This is a genomic window from Thermoanaerobacter thermocopriae JCM 7501 (assembly GCF_001310975.1).
Lineage (GTDB): Bacteria > Bacillota > Thermoanaerobacteria > Thermoanaerobacterales > Thermoanaerobacteraceae > Thermoanaerobacter > Thermoanaerobacter thermocopriae.
Genome location: NZ_BAZY01000003.1, coordinates 57832 through 71986, shown reverse-complemented (window position 1 = coordinate 71986; position 14155 = coordinate 57832). Strand labels below are relative to the sequence as shown.

Sequence of the window (14155 nt, the reverse complement as noted above, 5' to 3'; positions counted from 1 at the left end):
GAATCAAATTACGAATTGGAGAATTTAGCAATTTATTCATTAAGTTTTTTTGATATCACTGAAAGGACAGAGAAATATTACAACATTATTCGGGAAAATGACGTATTATGTGTCATTGGAGCCTTAGATCCTGAGATAAATGGTATTCCTTATGTACCTACTGATAAAATAATAAAAGATAAAAATTATTTGGCAACAAATTTTGGCATTAAATTGAAGCATAATTTTTTGGTTGAAAATGAATACAAAGAAATAAAAGAGACATTAGAAGAATTTCTTACTTATATCAATCCCTCAAAGGTCATAGAGGCATATAAGTTATTTATTAAAGATATAGAAAAATATAATATAGCTTTAAAAAGAGAGAAAAAAATTAAGCTAGGAATACATATGGGGTGCGTTGTTGAAAGACTATTTACAAATAATTTTATTAAACATCATGCCAAAAATGAGGTCATAAATAAAAATAATGGTTTATATCAAATATTAAAAAATGCCCTAACAGTGTTTAATACCATGTTTAATATCAATATTAATGATGATGAAATATGCTTTATTATTGATATCATTAATTATGATGAACTATATGTTTAAAGTGGCCGGGGAGGCCTTTTTTATTTATTTAAAGGTAATAGTGTTTTATAATTTAAACACAAATTTTCTGACGAAAGAAAAACGTAGATTTCACAGTTATAAATAATATATGAACACATTTTGGCATAGATTTTGCGATATACATTAAAGTAAAAAAGACAAAAGATGGAGGCTGTAACATGGCACGAAAATTACATGAACTATTAAATGAAGATTTAATTTTTTTTGATGTTGAAGCAACTAATTGGCAGGAGGTACTGAAATATTTAGCAGATAACTTGCTGAGAAAGGGTTATGTAAATGATTCTTTTTACAATGCAGTTGTGGAAAGAGAAAAGAAGTTTCCAACGGGATTGCCAACAGGAAAGATAAATGTTGCTATTCCACATACTGATCCAATTCATGTAATTAAAGATGGTATTGCCGTTGCATTGCTAAAACAACCTGTTCTATTCAGAGAGATGGGTAAATTTGAAGGAGAGGTTGCCTGTGATATTGTATTTATGTTAGCAATTAAGAATCCTGACGGGCAAATAAAAGTATTGCAAAACTTTATGGATATATTTATGGATTCAAATTTATTATTGAAAATTAAAAATGCTAAATCAAAAAAAGAGATAATTGATATTATTTCAAAAAGCAATTGAAAGGAGGTGATAATTGATGGGACAAAGGAAAAAGATAGTAGTAGCATGTGGGTCTGGTGTTGCTACATCGAAGTCAGTTGCGGAGAGAGTTAAAGAACTTTGTAAGCAAAGAAAAATTGATGTAGAAACGCTGGCGGTTGACTTTAGATCGGTAAAATCACACTTAAAAGATGCTGATTTGTTTATCTCTATAGCACCTTATGATCCACAGACTATGGGGTTCCAGTGGTGAGTGGGATTCCGTTTATGACAGGCATTGGGATGGACAAGGCAATGGATGAGATTGAGAAAATTTTGAAAAATGCCAAATAAAAGGGGGTTTTTAAATGTTAAAAACAATTATACAGTATATACTAGATTTGGGACCAAGCGTTTTTCTGCCGATATTAATGATAATAATAGGTTTAATTGTAAGAATGAAACCTTCAAAAGCAATTTCAGCTGCTTTAACGCTTGGTGTTGCTTTTGCTGGAATGTCAGTAATACTTAATTTTATGTTTGACCAAATTTCACCTGCGGCCCAGGCATTTGTTAAAGCAACAGGCTGAAATTGAATGCATTGGATCTAGGGTGGACACCTGTAGCTGCAATAGCCTGGTCATGGCCATACGCGTTTTTAATGTTTCCAATTCAAATTATAATTAATTTGATAATGTTGGCTTTTAAATGGACAGACTGTTTGAATATTGATATGTGGAATGTTTGGAATAAGGTTTTAACTGCTGTATTAGTTCAAGGTGTAACAGGGAGTGTTACTTTGGGTTTGGTAGTAGGAGCGATTGAAGTAGTATTAGAATTAAAAAATGCTGATTTATTGCACAATCAAATTTATGAGCTAACCAAAATTCCGGGAATAAGTTTGCCACATGCTTTAGGGTTAACAGCAGTAATATTGGCACCACTAAACCGGTTATTAGACTTTATTCCAGTAATTAACAGGATAAATTTAAATTCAGAAGCCCTAAAAGAAAAATTAGGCATTTTTGGTGAGAATCATATTTTAGGATTTATAATAGGGGTTCTTATTGCAATATTTGCAAGATATGATTTAAAACATACTTTGATATTAGGAGTTTCATCTGCAGCAGCCTTAACATTATTTCCAATGGTAGCAACACTATTTATTACGGCTTTATTACCTATTTCAGATGCTGCAGCAGAATTTATGAAGAAAAGGTTTCCTGGTAGACAATTTTATATAGGCTTGGATTGGCCATTTTTAGCAGGACAACCCAGTTTATGGGTAACAACAATTTTGCTTGTTCCAGTTATACTCTTGATGGCCATAATTTTACCAGGCAATATTGTTCTTCCATTTGGAGGCATACTTAATATATGCTTGGCAGCAACAGCAGTTGTAGTAACCGGGGGAAATTTATTAAGAATGTTAATTCTTGGAATAATAACAACTCCCCTTTATATGTACGTAGCAACATACTTTGCTCCTATGATAACAAATCTTGCAAAACAAGTAAAGACAATTGAAATACCAGCAGGGCAATTAATAACATGGAATGGCATGGAGGCACCAGAGTTTAGATATGTTTTTTCAGTGGCGGCGAAGATGTTCAAAGGTGATATATTGCCTGGTCTTCCTTTGCTAATAGGCTATGCTTTGCTATACTGGTGGTATTTTAAGTATATGTTAAAAAAAGAGAAAGAAGCCGCAGAAAGAATTAGTGCGACTTCCCAAAGTTTATAATTGTGTAGTGTTGTAGCAGGTATATTCCTGCTACAACATTTGTAAAATAGTGTTATGACTTTATATTTTAATCATATCACAATTAGAAAAAAATATAAATAAATTTTTTAGGATGTGATTAAGATGATTGCAACTGTTACATTGAACCCTGCAATTGATAAGATAATCGTAGTAGATGAGATTAAAAATTTTAGCAATAACAAAATAAAACAAATAAAACTTGATATAGGTGGTAAAGGAACTCATGTGTCATCTGTGTTGTCAGACCTTGGTCTTAAAAATGTTGCCACAGGAATATTAGGAGGATATACTGGTAGTATTCTTGAATCGCTTTTGGGTAAAAAAAATATTCAATGCCAATTTATCCACCCACCGAATTATGAAACAAGAACGAGCTATATTATAATTGAGGAAAATAAGAACAATCATTTTATGCTTACAGAGAGAGGTAATAAGGTTGATGAAAAAAGCATAAATGAGTTAGTTGAAATGATTATAAAGCTTTCTTCATCATGTGAATTTATGGTTTTTCAGGAGGAGTTTCTCCTGGATTTAACATAGATATATATAAAAAATTAATAGAGTTAGCGAATAAAAATGGTTGTAAAACATTCTTAGATGCCAGTGGGGATTATCTTCTAGAGGGAATTAAAGCAAGACCATTTATGATAAAACCTAATATAGATGAAATTTGTGACATTATAGGACATAGACCTGAAAATATAAAAGAAATAATTTTTCATGCCCAAAAACTCATTAAATCTGGGATTAAGGTTGTTGCAGTTACACTGGGTAGTGATGGTTCATTAATTGTTTCTGAAAATGAAGCATTTAGAATTTATCCTCCAAAGTCAAGGCAATTAATACTGTGGGATGTGGAGATGTATTCTTCGGAAGTTCTATATTTAAGTTGTATCATAAAAGTACGTTGAGAGAAGCATTTAAATTTGCCACAGCTGTTAGCGCATCAAAAGCAATGAAATTAATGACATCTGAATTTGATATTAATGAGGCTTTGAGATTATTAGATGATGTATTAATTAAAGATGTTTAACTAAGAAGGGGATGAGGAATCAATGAGATTGTCATATATAGAGGAGAGGAAAAAAATTTGCCAATTAGTAAAAGATATGTTTGATAGAATGATGACGAATGCAGCAGGTGGTAATGTATCGTTAAGGGTTGATGATAATAAAGTTTTATTGACACCAGCAAAGATGGCGGAAAATGACAGATGCCGACTTGAGCCGGAAGATTTACTGCTTGTAGACCTTGAGATGAATGTATTAGAGGGTACACGATCATTAACAAGGGAAGCTAATATGCATCTAGGGATTTTGAAAGAATTTCCTGATGTTAAAGCCTGTATACATGCCCATCCAAGGAATATAATGACATTTGTTGCTTTTGAGTTACCTATGCCGTCAGTTACGGAAGCTACAGCAAAATTTGGCAATATCGAATGTTTACCTTATCATCCTGCAACTACAAAAGAACTTGCTGATGCAGTGGTTGAATATTTTAAAACAAAAAAGAATGTGTTGGAAAAACATGCATGTGCTGTAATGTTGGCAAGACACGGTATTATAATAGCAGGAAAATCTCTTGAAGAGGCATATAACGCACTTGAGAGAATAGAGACGAATGCATATATTGTTTTAAATAGCAAATTGCTCGTTGATAATCCAGTGCTAAAAGTAGCAAAACTTCAAGAAAAATTTCAGCCATCTACATTTGTAGCGGAAAACAAAGTTATCTATGAATAATAAAAATTTAAGATATGATTAAAAATTTAAGTTTGCTTCAGATTGACGGCACCCCCACTTTTATACACCTAAAAAGTGGGGGTTGAGCATACAGAGACTTTATAAGTTCTCTGTTGTATTCCTCCGGTAGCATCATCAATAGCGCCATATAAAGCTAATTTTCCCATGTTAAGCAGCCATTTAAAGGGGCTGCAATCAATTTGCACTAACATTCCTGCTTGAGGTTTACGTTTTCTCCTTCTCTGTGTTTTATGAGTTTTTCTATGTTTTCTATGACTTTCAATACCAGCTAAGGATAAAATTCTATACACAGTAGGTTGACTAAGCATAATTCCCTCCCTTTCTTCAAGTAGATCTCTAAAGTGAGAAAAATTAGCATCAAAGTACACATTTTGTTTCAAATAGATGACCTTGTTGACAACCTCTGGAGGTGTGGCATTAGCAGGCTTGTGATCTTTATTTTTATGAATCACAAAAAACTCACCTTGTTCACTAACCCCCTTTTTCAATCTAAAGATTTGACGTTCACTTAGGCCTAAAGCCTGCGCAGCTTCCCTTGCTGTTAATTCCTTTCGATTGTTTTTTGAATGATAAATTAATTTTTGTAATTCCCTCTTTGTCATATTAATTTCTTCCCTTCTCCTTAAGAATAATAAGATTTTCTAGAAGAATTTTTAGGTTTTCGAGATTTATAATGAAGAGGGCCATTGATAGCTCTATGGACAGTGTGTGTTGAGATACAAAGTATTTTTGCAGTTTTAGAGATATTACAATTATTTTGCTCATAAACTTTTCTAACGACTTCTCTAGTTTTTTCAGGGGATATTTTTCTAAGCTCATGATATGTTATAGTATTCATAGAAGGCTGACCTGCCATCCTGGTAATTTGTTTATGGTTCTTTATTCTCTTTCTCTGCTTTTTCAAAGTGGTAAATATATTTATACCTATTTGAAGACTTTAAAACATCTTTTATTGTATGGATAGGTAAATGTGTAGTATAATGAAGGCAAGAGACGGAAAATTTTCTCTATGAGAATACAAAATACAAAAAACATTAAAATATAAAATGGCGTGGAAATTTATAGTAATATTATTCCAAAGAAAGGAGGTTTTTAATTGATCATCGGTCTTGATGTAGGAGGAACTAATATAGACGGAGTTGTCGTAGAAAAAGGCAAGATTATAAAAACCATAAAGAAACCTACAAATAGAGATAATTTATTCAACTCCATCTGGACTGCCCTTAAAGAACTGCTTTCAGGATATGATAACACTAAAATAGAAAGGATAAATTTAAGCACCACTGTGTCTACCAACGCCATAGTTGAAAATAAACTTCTCCTGTAGGAATGATTGTTCAACCTGGCCCAGGTTTGCCTTATGATTTTTTAGCCTGTGGTGATGGAAACGTATTTATATCTGGATATATTGATCACAGAGGTGAAATAATTAAAGATTTTAATTTGCTTGAAATAAAAAATGCCATTAAATTATTCAAAGAGAAAAACATTAAAGCTTATGCTGTAGTCACTAAATTTTCTATTAGAAATCCCAGTATTGAAATGAAGATAAAAGAAATTTTGGAAAATGACATACCAAACTCTTTTATTACCATGGGACATACTATATCAGGCAAGTTAAATTTCCCTCGCAGAGTATACACTTCTTATTTAAATTCAGCAGTGCACAGCATTTTTGATGAATTTTTAAGTAACATTAAGAAATCCTTAGAAAAAGAAGGAATAAATGCATCAGTATTTATATTAAAAGCCGATGGCGGTACTATGAATATGTCTACAGCAGAGAAAAAACCAGTAGAAACTATCCTATCCGGTCCTGCTGCCAGCCTTATGGGAATTAATGCCATGCTTCCTACCGATAAAGATGCAATATTACTAGATATTGGAGGTACTACTACCGACATATTTTTCCTTGCTGATGGAGTTCCTTTATTTGAACCGTGGGGAATAAGAATAGGCAAATATAAAACTTTAGTAAGAGCAATTTATAGTGTTTCCATAGGTTTAGGTGGAGATAGTAGTATTTGTGTTAGAAATGGCAGGATAAAAATAGGCCCCCAAAGGGAAGGGGTACCTTATGCTTTGGTGGTACCAAACCTACGCCTACAGATGCCATGATAACCTTAGAGTTGATAGATGAAAATGCATTTCGCCTCACTCACGAGAATGTTAAAAAAGCTTATGAAGCAATGACTTTATTGGGAAAAGAGTTAAATTTATCAGCAAAAGATATGGCAAAATTAATTCTCAGCACTATGGGAGATATTATTAAAAATAAAGTAGATGAGCTTTTACATGAAATAAATAGCCGTCCAGTTTATACTGTAAAAGAATTATTGTACGGGAAAAGAATCAAACCTAAGCTGATAAATATAATTGGTGGTCCTTCTAAAGTATTAGCCCCTGTACTTGAAGAAAAGTTTAATTTACCTTGCTATTACCCTAAAAACTATTCTGTAGCCAACGCTATAGGTGCAGCTTTAGCACGACCAACTACCGAAATTACAATGTTTGTTGACACTTCTAAAAAAACACTTTTTGTACCTGAATTAGGATTATATGAAAAAATAAGTGGAAATTATACTCTTGATAAAGCAAAAGAAAAAGCTTTGGAATTAGTCAAAAAATCTGCTCTATCGCTGGGCGCTTCTATTGAGGAAATAGAAGCTGAAATAGTAGAAGAAAGTAGCTTCAATATGGTGAGAGGATTTTATACTATCGGAAAGAACATGCGAATTAAAGCTCAGGTAAAACCAGGACTTATCCAATAAATTGAGAGGTGAATGAGAATGATTAAAGCTAAAAATAGATTGGGCGTTGTATTCTTTCCTGCTTTTGACTGGGCTATTAATCCTACTCATCCAGAAAGAGAAGAAAGGCTCCTCTACACTCAAGATCAAATTTTTGAAGAAGGAATTGAAGACATTGAGGGAATTAAATTTTATAATCCAATCATTGCTGAAGAAAAAGATATTAACAGAGTGCATTTTGTAGTGCCAGATGTAAAATCTACAGTTACTCAATCTCACCTCATATCCGCTGGTGGAGCTATTAAAGCCCTTCAAGCAGTGATGGAAAAAGAAGTAGATAAAGCCTTTGCTTTAGTTCGTCCCCCAGGGCACCATGCTCAGAGAGTAGTTTATGGAGACAGAGGTTTTTGCATAATCAATGTGGAAGCAGTAATGCTAGAAAGAATAAGGCAAGAATATGGAAGTTTAAGAGTCGCCATTGTAGATACAGATTGTCACCACGGTGATGGTACTCAAGATATCTATTGGAATGACAAAGATACTTTGTTTATTTCTCTTCATCAAGATGGAAGAACTCTCTACCCGGGAACAGGATTTATAGAGGAATTTGGAGGCCCAGCTGCTTATGGGTACAATATAAATATCCCCTTACCTCCTGGAACAGGAGAAGAAGGTTTTTTATACGTATTAGACAATGTAGTAATACCTATTTTAGATGAATATAAACCTGATATAATACTAAACTCTGCCGGCCAAGACAACCATTATACAGACCCGCTTACCAATATGAACTTTACAGCTCAAGGATATGCAAAATTAAATGAACGACTAAATCCTAATATTGCAGTTCTTGAAGGAGGCTACTCTATTGAAGGGGCTTTGCCCTATGTTAATTTAGGAATAATATTAGCGATGGCAGGTATTGACTACTCTAGAGTGAGTGAACCAAATTATGATAAAGAGAAGTTAAAACAACCAAAAGATATTACAGAATATATTAAAAAATTGTCAGAAATAGTGTATAACCGCTGGAAAAATAAAGATGACTTGCGATTAAAAGAATTTAAAGATGTGAATTATGTAAAAAGGCCTAGACGAGTGTATTATGATACAGATGGTATATTAGAAACACAAGTTCAAAATTTTAAAATATGTAACAAATGCTCTGGAGTAAATACAATTGAGTCAAAAAGTGATAGAGGATATCATATATTTGCTATAACTATTCCTAGAGATGCCTGCCCTAATTGTATTGATGAAGGATACAAACTGTATAAAAATGCTTCTTCTCATTATACAAATGTGTATTTACAAGATAGAGTAAATGATGAATATTATTCTAGGTAAAAACATTATAGTTCTTCTCCACTATCAGTGTTAAAATCGAAATAGCTGATACCAATTCCTCTGTTTTTTAGCTCATTTAATACTCCAAGCAAAATGGATGGCATCCATAAATATGAAAGTGTATATCTTTTCTAATGGCAACATAGTGATATTTTTAAAACCTCCTTCTTGGTTTTGTATATATTCTAATTCTTGCCAAGAAAGAGGTTTTTAATCAGTCTTCACAAAATTTTTACAGTCTCTCATTTATATTTTAAATTTGCTTATTATACTCATCAATGTGTTTGCAATATTGCTCAAATCTTGTGCGGACTTTGATATTTCTTCTATTGCAGTTTTTTGCTCTTCTGTTGCGGAAGATATTTCTTCGGTTGAAGCGGCAGCTTCTTCTGTTACTGCGGCGATATTTTGTATCGAATCTAACATTTCACTTCTGCTTTGAGAAATTTTCAACATTGATTCATTAAGTTTATTAAGTTCTTCTACGATTCTATTTACTGCTTGCTGAATGCCGTAGAAAGTGTGAACTGTTTTTGCTAAAGATTCATTTTGTTGTTCTATAGAAGCACTTGCTTCTTCTACTACTTTATAAGTATCGTCAATATTTTGTTGTATTTCTTTTATAATAGCTTCGATATTTTTAGCGGCTTCCGAAGACTGATTAGCCAATTTTCTAACTTCATCAGCTACTACGGCAAAACCGCGACCGGCTTCTCCTGCACGGGCTGCTTCAATTGCAGCATTTAATGATAAAAGATTGGTTTGATCGGCTATTGTAGTTATTGTCTCAACAATTTTTCCTATTTCATGAGATTTTTTCTTTAGGTAGGAGGTAGATTCTTTTACTTTGCTGTGCATTTGTTCTGTGACTTTAGTCTTTTCACTTAATTCTTTTATATTTTCTAATCCAGTATTTGCTGCTTTTATTACAGAAGTAGTTTCTTTATTTATATTTTTTGAATTTTCCATTGTCACATCCAAATTTTGACTTAATAAATTGGTAATAGTTGCACCTTTTTCAGCTTCTTTTGCTTGTTCCTGCGCACCTTTTGCAATTTCTTCCATAGCTGTAACTACTTCATTTGTGATTTGCTCAGCTTTATTTGATGCAAAGGATACTTTTTTAGAATATTCGTATACAGAATTTGCGGCAGATAATACATCGGCTACTAGCCTTTTTATACCATCTATCATAATGTTAAAACTTGAAGCTAATTTACCTATTTCATCATTTGATTTAACTTCTACTTTTTGCGTCATATCGCCATTTGCAGCTTTATTCATTGCAGTCATGACTTTTCCTATTTTTGATGTGATATTTTTTGAGAAGAAATACGCTATTAATATTCCTATTAAAAGACTTATTAAACTAAAAATTATTGTGTTGTCTTTTATTTGAGAAGTTTTTTCAGCAAGTTCTGAAGAATCCATGGTTATTGCAGCTTTCCAACCAAAATTATTTAAAGTTTTTACAGATGCAAATTTATTTGTTCCACTGTCATTGTACTCAAAACTTCCTTCTTGCATAGAGAGAATCTTTTTGCCGTAATCGTATTTTGTTATGTAGGAGAATAAATTTTTCTTATCTTTATCAGCGATTATAATGCCTTCATTAGAAAGTAAGTACACATTTCCTGTTTTTCCTACTTTTATAGAAGAAATCATATTAGAAAGAGAATCTAAATTTATGTCAAATGCCAAAACTCCCACGATATCTGAAGCTACATTAGTCAAAGAACTTCTAACGGCTTTTGACACTGTGACTACTCCACCATTTGTCCCATCATTACTGTAAGGGCCAGTCCATATTATTGCATCTGGATTTTCGATAGCTTTTTTATACCATTCCTGTTTGGTAGGGTCATAGTTGGGGTCAAGGGGAAGGTCAGGAGATTGAATTATTTTTTTATCTGGAGTTGCAAGGTAAATAAGAGATATTTTAGTACTTTTTGCCTTCAAAATGGTTGTAAATAGATCTTGTAAATTCTTTTTATCGGTTTCAAAATCTCTTTGCCTAAAATTTAGAATTTGAGGATTGGTGGAGAGAATAATAAGTTGAGTTTCAATATCATTTTTGAAAAGGTCTACATAATTATTTATTAGTCCTAATGTATCTGTATTAGAGATGTTGATAGTATCGTGTAAAATTTCTACTGACTTGCTTGTAGACATATAGCCAGTGAAAACAAGAGGAACGATTATTACAAAGGCTATGAAGGTCATTAGTTTAGCAAATATGCTACTAGCACTGTTAAAAAACTTTAGTCTAACGTTTGCCTTAGGAATTTTTAAACTTAGTTTGAATTTCTCCTTCTTATAGTAGCTTTTTTGCTTTTTCATTCGTTAAACACCTCCAAAATGGATGAATAAAGTTATGCAATCGGTTGTATATATATTATACCACTGTTTGATGAATTTTACAATAAAATGTCGGAATTTGTATTTTGATATCGTAGAAATTTTATTAAAATTTTATTGCTATTTAAGGTTTATGATGATATAATACACTTATATTAAATCAAAAATTAAAAGTGAGGGGATTATTAGTTATGTATCAAGACAAAATGATAGTTTGTAAAGATTGCGGAAAGGAGTTTGTGTGGACAGCGGGAGAACAACAGTTTTATGCTGAGAAAGGCTTTCAAAATGAGCCTGTAAGGTGCAAAGCCTGCAGAGATGCAAAGAAAAGAAGAAACCATCAATATAATGCTAGAAAAAACAAGAAAGCTTTTGGTATTGAGAGATAATCCCCTTACTTTTTCGCAAGAAAAGTAAAGAGGATTATACAGAAGACACCGTTTTGGTGTCTTTTTTGTATTTCAGAACTTTTTCCACATTGTTAAAAGCGAATTTAAAACTTATTCACAGACTTATCCCCATTATCCACAACTTTTTATTTCACAACGTCTATAAAAACTCTAAAAAAATTCCACTATGTCTTTAATATAAAAACTATTGAAATTTTATTCACATGATATTATAATTATCAAAGTGAATTCTATGATGCATTGAACGTTATAGATGGTAATGTGAATAACTTATAATTTCAAAAAATTTTTATGTACAGGAGAGGAGAAGGAGAATGAATAAAAAATCAATTACTGCGCTTTTAATAATAACACTCGTTTTGTCTTTATTTTTGGCTGGTTGCGGCAGTAAGCCTACTAATACCTTAGAAAAATCAAACAAAAAGGTGTTATCGTAATGGGTACAAGTGCGGATTTTCCACCTTTTGAGTTTCATAAGGTGGAAGGAAATAAAGATACAATAGTAGGTTTTGACATTGATATAGCAAATGCTATTGCAAAAAAATTAGGTGTAAAGCTAGAGATAAAGGACATGGACTTTAAAGGGTTGATTCCAGCTCTTCAATCAGGGCGTATAGATATGATAGTTGCTGGTATGACTCCAACCCCGGATAGAGCCGAAAATGTTGACTTTTCAGATCTTTATTACAACAGCCAACAAGTTGTGGTTGTAAAAAATGATAGCCCGATTTTAAAGTTTGATGACTTAAAAGGTAAAACTGTCGCAGTGCAAATAGGTACCACTTCTGAAGAAGCAGCTAAAAAAATACCAGATGTAAATTTGAAGCAGCTAAATCGTGTGGGAGACGCCTTCATGGATTTAAAAAATGGCAGATGTGATGCAATAGTATTGGAGGATACTGTTGCAAATGCATATTTAAAAGAATACAAAGACATGAAGATACTTTCCATGAAAGAACTCAACACTGAGGAAGGTGGTATGGCTGTTGCAGTGGCTAAAGGAAATAAAGAATTAGTGAATATAATAAACGAAGTGATAAAAGATTTAAAAGCAAGCGGCGAATATGATAAGCTTGTAGATAAATGGTTTAAGTAATGATGAAATTTAGTGGAGAATTTTTAAAATAGTTCTCCACTAAAATTTTGCAGAAAGGAAGATTTTTATGAGTATAAATTTTTTGAGCATGCTAAAATACAGTCATTTATTTGTAAGTGGCCTTCTCATGACTTTAAAACTCACCTTTTTAGCGGTGACTATAGGAGTTATATTAGGTCTGATTGTTGCTCTTATTAAAATGTCCTCTATAAAGCCAATAAGCTTTGTAGGTGCAAGCTATGTTGAAATTATAAGAGGTACTCCTCTTTTGGTACAACTCTTGTTGATATACAACGGCCTTATGCAATTTGGAATAGATATACCAGCTTTTATAGCAGGAGTTTCTGCTCTTGCTATAAATAGCGCTGCCTATGTTGCAGAGATTATAAGGGCAGGCATACAAGCTGTAGACCCTGGTCAAAACGAGGCAGCTAGATCGCTTGGAATGACTCATACTATGGCGATGCGATATGTTATAATTCCTCAGGCAATAAAAAATATTCTTCCTGCATTAGGAAACGAATTTATTGTGATGCTGAAAGAATCGGCAATTGTATCAGTTATAGGTTTTGCAGACCTTACAAGGCAAGCAGATATTATACAAAGCGTTACTTATAAGTATTTCGAGCCTTACATCATCATTGCTGCCATATATTTTATAATGACCTTTATTTTTTCAAGGCTCCTTTGGATTTTTGAAAGGAGCTCAGAGCCGGTGATACGCGTTAATGAAGTATATAAAACCTTTGGGAATTTAGAAGTGTTAAAAGGGGTAAGCTTAAGCGTAAATAAGGGAGAAGTCGTTGTGATAATAGGACCAAGCGGTTCGGGAAAAAGTACCCTTTTAAGGTGTATAAACCTTTTAGAAGTGCCTACTAGAGGTGAAATCTACATTGAAGGAATTAAAATAAACGACAGAAAAGTAAATATCAATAAAATAAGACAAAAAGTAGGGATGGTTTTTCAGCACTTTAATTTATTTCCTCACTTGACGGCTCTTGAAAATGTAACGTTAGCTCCTATTAAAGTGAAGAGGATGGACAAAAAAACTGCTGAAAATATAGCTTTGGGTTTACTTGAAAAAGTAGGGCTTTTAGATAAAAAAGACGAGTATCCTATTAAGTTGTCAGGTGGTCAAAAACAGAGACTTGCAATTGCAAGGGCATTGGCTATGCAGCCAGATATTATGCTTTTTGATGAGCCACATCAGCCTTGACCCTGAAATGGTAAAAGAAGTTTTAAACGTCATGAAAGGGTTGGCAAATGAAGGGATGACTATGGTAGTTGTAACTCATGAAATGGGTTTTGCGAGGGAAGTAGGAGATAGAGTTATTTTTATGGACGATGGAATGGTAATTGAAGAAGGGACGCCAGAAGATATTTTCTACAATACAAAAAATGAAAGGACAAAGGAATTTATAAGTAAGATTTTGTAAAGTCACTCCGAGAAGGAGTGTTTTTTTG

14 protein-coding genes and 5 pseudogenes are annotated in these 14155 nt (G+C 32.9%); 16 read left to right on the top strand and 3 right to left on the bottom strand.

Annotated features, from left to right (window positions below):
- Positions 1-15 precede the first annotated feature (15 nt).
- The 8 genes and pseudogenes from JCM7501_RS02000 to JCM7501_RS01970 all read left to right on the top strand — a co-directional run bounded on the left by JCM7501_RS02000 (position 16) and on the right by JCM7501_RS01970 (position 4709).
- Entirely contained in the window at positions 16-594 is a 579-nt protein-coding gene (locus JCM7501_RS02000; protein WP_054644776.1) for a PRD domain-containing protein, read from the top strand.
- Positions 595-773: 179 nt separating this feature from the next.
- Positions 774-1241, top strand: a complete 468-nt coding sequence (locus JCM7501_RS01995; RefSeq protein ID WP_012994625.1) for a PTS sugar transporter subunit IIA — start codon at positions 774-776, stop codon at positions 1239-1241.
- Positions 1242-1257: 16 nt separating this feature from the next.
- Positions 1258-1473, top strand: a complete 216-nt coding sequence (locus JCM7501_RS01990) for a PTS sugar transporter subunit IIB (RefSeq protein WP_054644775.1) — start codon at positions 1258-1260, stop codon at positions 1471-1473.
- A gap of 94 nt (positions 1474-1567) precedes the next feature.
- Positions 1568-1789 carry a PTS transporter subunit IIC gene (locus JCM7501_RS13255; protein WP_218184423.1) on the top strand — a complete coding sequence of 74 codons (222 nt, stop codon included), beginning with the start codon at positions 1568-1570 and terminating at the stop codon, positions 1787-1789.
- Positions 1790-1791: 2 nt separating this feature from the next.
- The gene (locus JCM7501_RS01985; protein ID WP_218184422.1) at positions 1792-2943 is read left to right on the top strand and encodes a PTS galactitol transporter subunit IIC; all 1152 of its coding nucleotides are present in this window, start codon (positions 1792-1794) and stop codon (positions 2941-2943) included.
- 123 nt (positions 2944-3066) lie between these two features.
- Positions 3067-3504, top strand: a complete 438-nt coding sequence (locus JCM7501_RS01980; RefSeq protein WP_054644774.1) for a PfkB family carbohydrate kinase — start codon at positions 3067-3069, stop codon at positions 3502-3504.
- Positions 3462-3997, top strand: a pseudogene (locus JCM7501_RS12500) (1-phosphofructokinase family hexose kinase). The gene JCM7501_RS01980 and the pseudogene JCM7501_RS12500 overlap by 43 nt, the downstream one beginning before the upstream one ends.
- A 22-nt stretch (positions 3998-4019) precedes the next feature.
- Positions 4020-4709: a class II aldolase/adducin family protein gene (locus JCM7501_RS01970; protein WP_051421913.1), complete on the top strand. Its 690-nt coding sequence runs from the start codon at positions 4020-4022 to the stop codon at positions 4707-4709.
- A gap of 68 nt (positions 4710-4777) precedes the next feature.
- On the opposite strand, the gene JCM7501_RS01965 is transcribed toward JCM7501_RS01970, so the two are convergent.
- Together JCM7501_RS01965 and JCM7501_RS01960 are read right to left on the bottom strand one after the other, a co-directional pair.
- Positions 4778-5332, bottom strand: coding sequence for a helix-turn-helix domain-containing protein (locus tag JCM7501_RS01965; protein WP_051421912.1), 555 nt, complete (start codon positions 5330-5332; stop codon positions 4778-4780).
- A 35-nt stretch (positions 5333-5367) separates the two neighbouring features.
- Positions 5368-5568, bottom strand: a pseudogene (locus tag JCM7501_RS01960) (IS481 family transposase); the annotation flags it as partial.
- A gap of 258 nt (positions 5569-5826) precedes the next feature.
- On the opposite strand from JCM7501_RS01960, the gene JCM7501_RS13695 reads away from it, so the two are divergent.
- Genes JCM7501_RS13695 through JCM7501_RS01950 form a run of 4 tightly spaced genes read left to right on the top strand, consistent with a single transcriptional unit; the run spans position 5827 to position 8827 of the window.
- On the top strand, positions 5827-6057 hold the full coding sequence (locus JCM7501_RS13695; RefSeq protein WP_256201017.1) for a hydantoinase/oxoprolinase N-terminal domain-containing protein: 231 nt from the start codon (positions 5827-5829) through the stop codon (positions 6055-6057).
- Between the two features lie 2 nt (positions 6058-6059).
- Complete coding sequence (locus JCM7501_RS13690) at positions 6060-6848, top strand: hydantoinase/oxoprolinase family protein (protein ID WP_256201016.1); 789 nt, start codon at positions 6060-6062, stop codon at positions 6846-6848.
- The gene (locus JCM7501_RS13685) at positions 6845-7501 is read left to right on the top strand and encodes a hydantoinase/oxoprolinase family protein (protein WP_256201015.1); all 657 of its coding nucleotides are present in this window, start codon (positions 6845-6847) and stop codon (positions 7499-7501) included. Before JCM7501_RS13690 ends, JCM7501_RS13685 begins: the two co-directional genes overlap by 4 nt.
- Before the next feature lie 18 nt (positions 7502-7519).
- Positions 7520-8827 carry a histone deacetylase family protein gene (locus tag JCM7501_RS01950; protein WP_028991804.1) on the top strand — a complete coding sequence of 436 codons (1308 nt, stop codon included), beginning with the start codon at positions 7520-7522 and terminating at the stop codon, positions 8825-8827.
- Positions 8828-9073: 246 nt separating this feature from the next.
- On the opposite strand, the gene JCM7501_RS01945 is transcribed toward JCM7501_RS01950, so the two are convergent.
- A complete protein-coding gene (locus tag JCM7501_RS01945; protein ID WP_028991803.1) occupies positions 9074-11167 on the bottom strand; it encodes a methyl-accepting chemotaxis protein in 2094 nt (697 codons plus the stop codon).
- Positions 11168-11376: 209 nt separating this feature from the next.
- Between JCM7501_RS01945 and JCM7501_RS01940 the strand changes: the two genes are divergently transcribed.
- The 4 genes and pseudogenes from JCM7501_RS01940 (at position 11377) to JCM7501_RS01925 (ending at position 14127) form a co-directional block, all read left to right on the top strand.
- The gene (locus tag JCM7501_RS01940; RefSeq protein WP_028991802.1) at positions 11377-11574 is read left to right on the top strand and encodes a zinc-ribbon domain-containing protein; all 198 of its coding nucleotides are present in this window, start codon (positions 11377-11379) and stop codon (positions 11572-11574) included.
- Positions 11575-11909: 335 nt separating this feature from the next.
- A pseudogene (locus JCM7501_RS01935) lies at positions 11910-12691 on the top strand (transporter substrate-binding domain-containing protein).
- Between the two features lie 67 nt (positions 12692-12758).
- Positions 12759-13420 (top strand): annotated as a pseudogene (locus JCM7501_RS01930) (amino acid ABC transporter permease).
- A pseudogene (locus JCM7501_RS01925) lies at positions 13407-14127 on the top strand (amino acid ABC transporter ATP-binding protein). The pseudogenes JCM7501_RS01930 and JCM7501_RS01925 overlap by 14 nt, the downstream one beginning before the upstream one ends.
- Positions 14128-14155: the final 28 nt, after the last annotated feature.

What these genes read in the sequence shown, in the direction of transcription:
- JCM7501_RS01995 (WP_012994625.1), top strand. Translation starts at nt 774, where the DNA reads ATGGCACGAAAATTACATGAACTATTAAATGAAGATTTAATTTTTTTT.
- JCM7501_RS01990 (WP_054644775.1), top strand. Translation starts at nt 1,258, where the DNA reads ATGGGACAAAGGAAAAAGATAGTAGTAGCATGTGGGTCTGGTGTTGCT.
- JCM7501_RS13255 (WP_218184423.1), top strand. Translation starts at nt 1,568, where the DNA reads ATGTTAAAAACAATTATACAGTATATACTAGATTTGGGACCAAGCGTT.
- JCM7501_RS01980 (WP_054644774.1), top strand. Translation starts at nt 3,067, where the DNA reads ATGATTGCAACTGTTACATTGAACCCTGCAATTGATAAGATAATCGTA.
- JCM7501_RS01970 (WP_051421913.1), top strand. Translation starts at nt 4,020, where the DNA reads ATGAGATTGTCATATATAGAGGAGAGGAAAAAAATTTGCCAATTAGTA.
- JCM7501_RS01965 (WP_051421912.1), bottom strand. Translation starts at nt 5,332, where the DNA reads ATGACAAAGAGGGAATTACAAAAATTAATTTATCATTCAAAAAACAAT.
- JCM7501_RS13690 (WP_256201016.1), top strand. Translation starts at nt 6,060, where the DNA reads ATGATTGTTCAACCTGGCCCAGGTTTGCCTTATGATTTTTTAGCCTGT.
- JCM7501_RS13685 (WP_256201015.1), top strand. Translation starts at nt 6,845, where the DNA reads ATGATAACCTTAGAGTTGATAGATGAAAATGCATTTCGCCTCACTCAC.
- JCM7501_RS01950 (WP_028991804.1), top strand. Translation starts at nt 7,520, where the DNA reads ATGATTAAAGCTAAAAATAGATTGGGCGTTGTATTCTTTCCTGCTTTT.
- JCM7501_RS01945 (WP_028991803.1), bottom strand. Translation starts at nt 11,167, where the DNA reads ATGAAAAAGCAAAAAAGCTACTATAAGAAGGAGAAATTCAAACTAAGT.
- JCM7501_RS01940 (WP_028991802.1), top strand. Translation starts at nt 11,377, where the DNA reads ATGTATCAAGACAAAATGATAGTTTGTAAAGATTGCGGAAAGGAGTTT.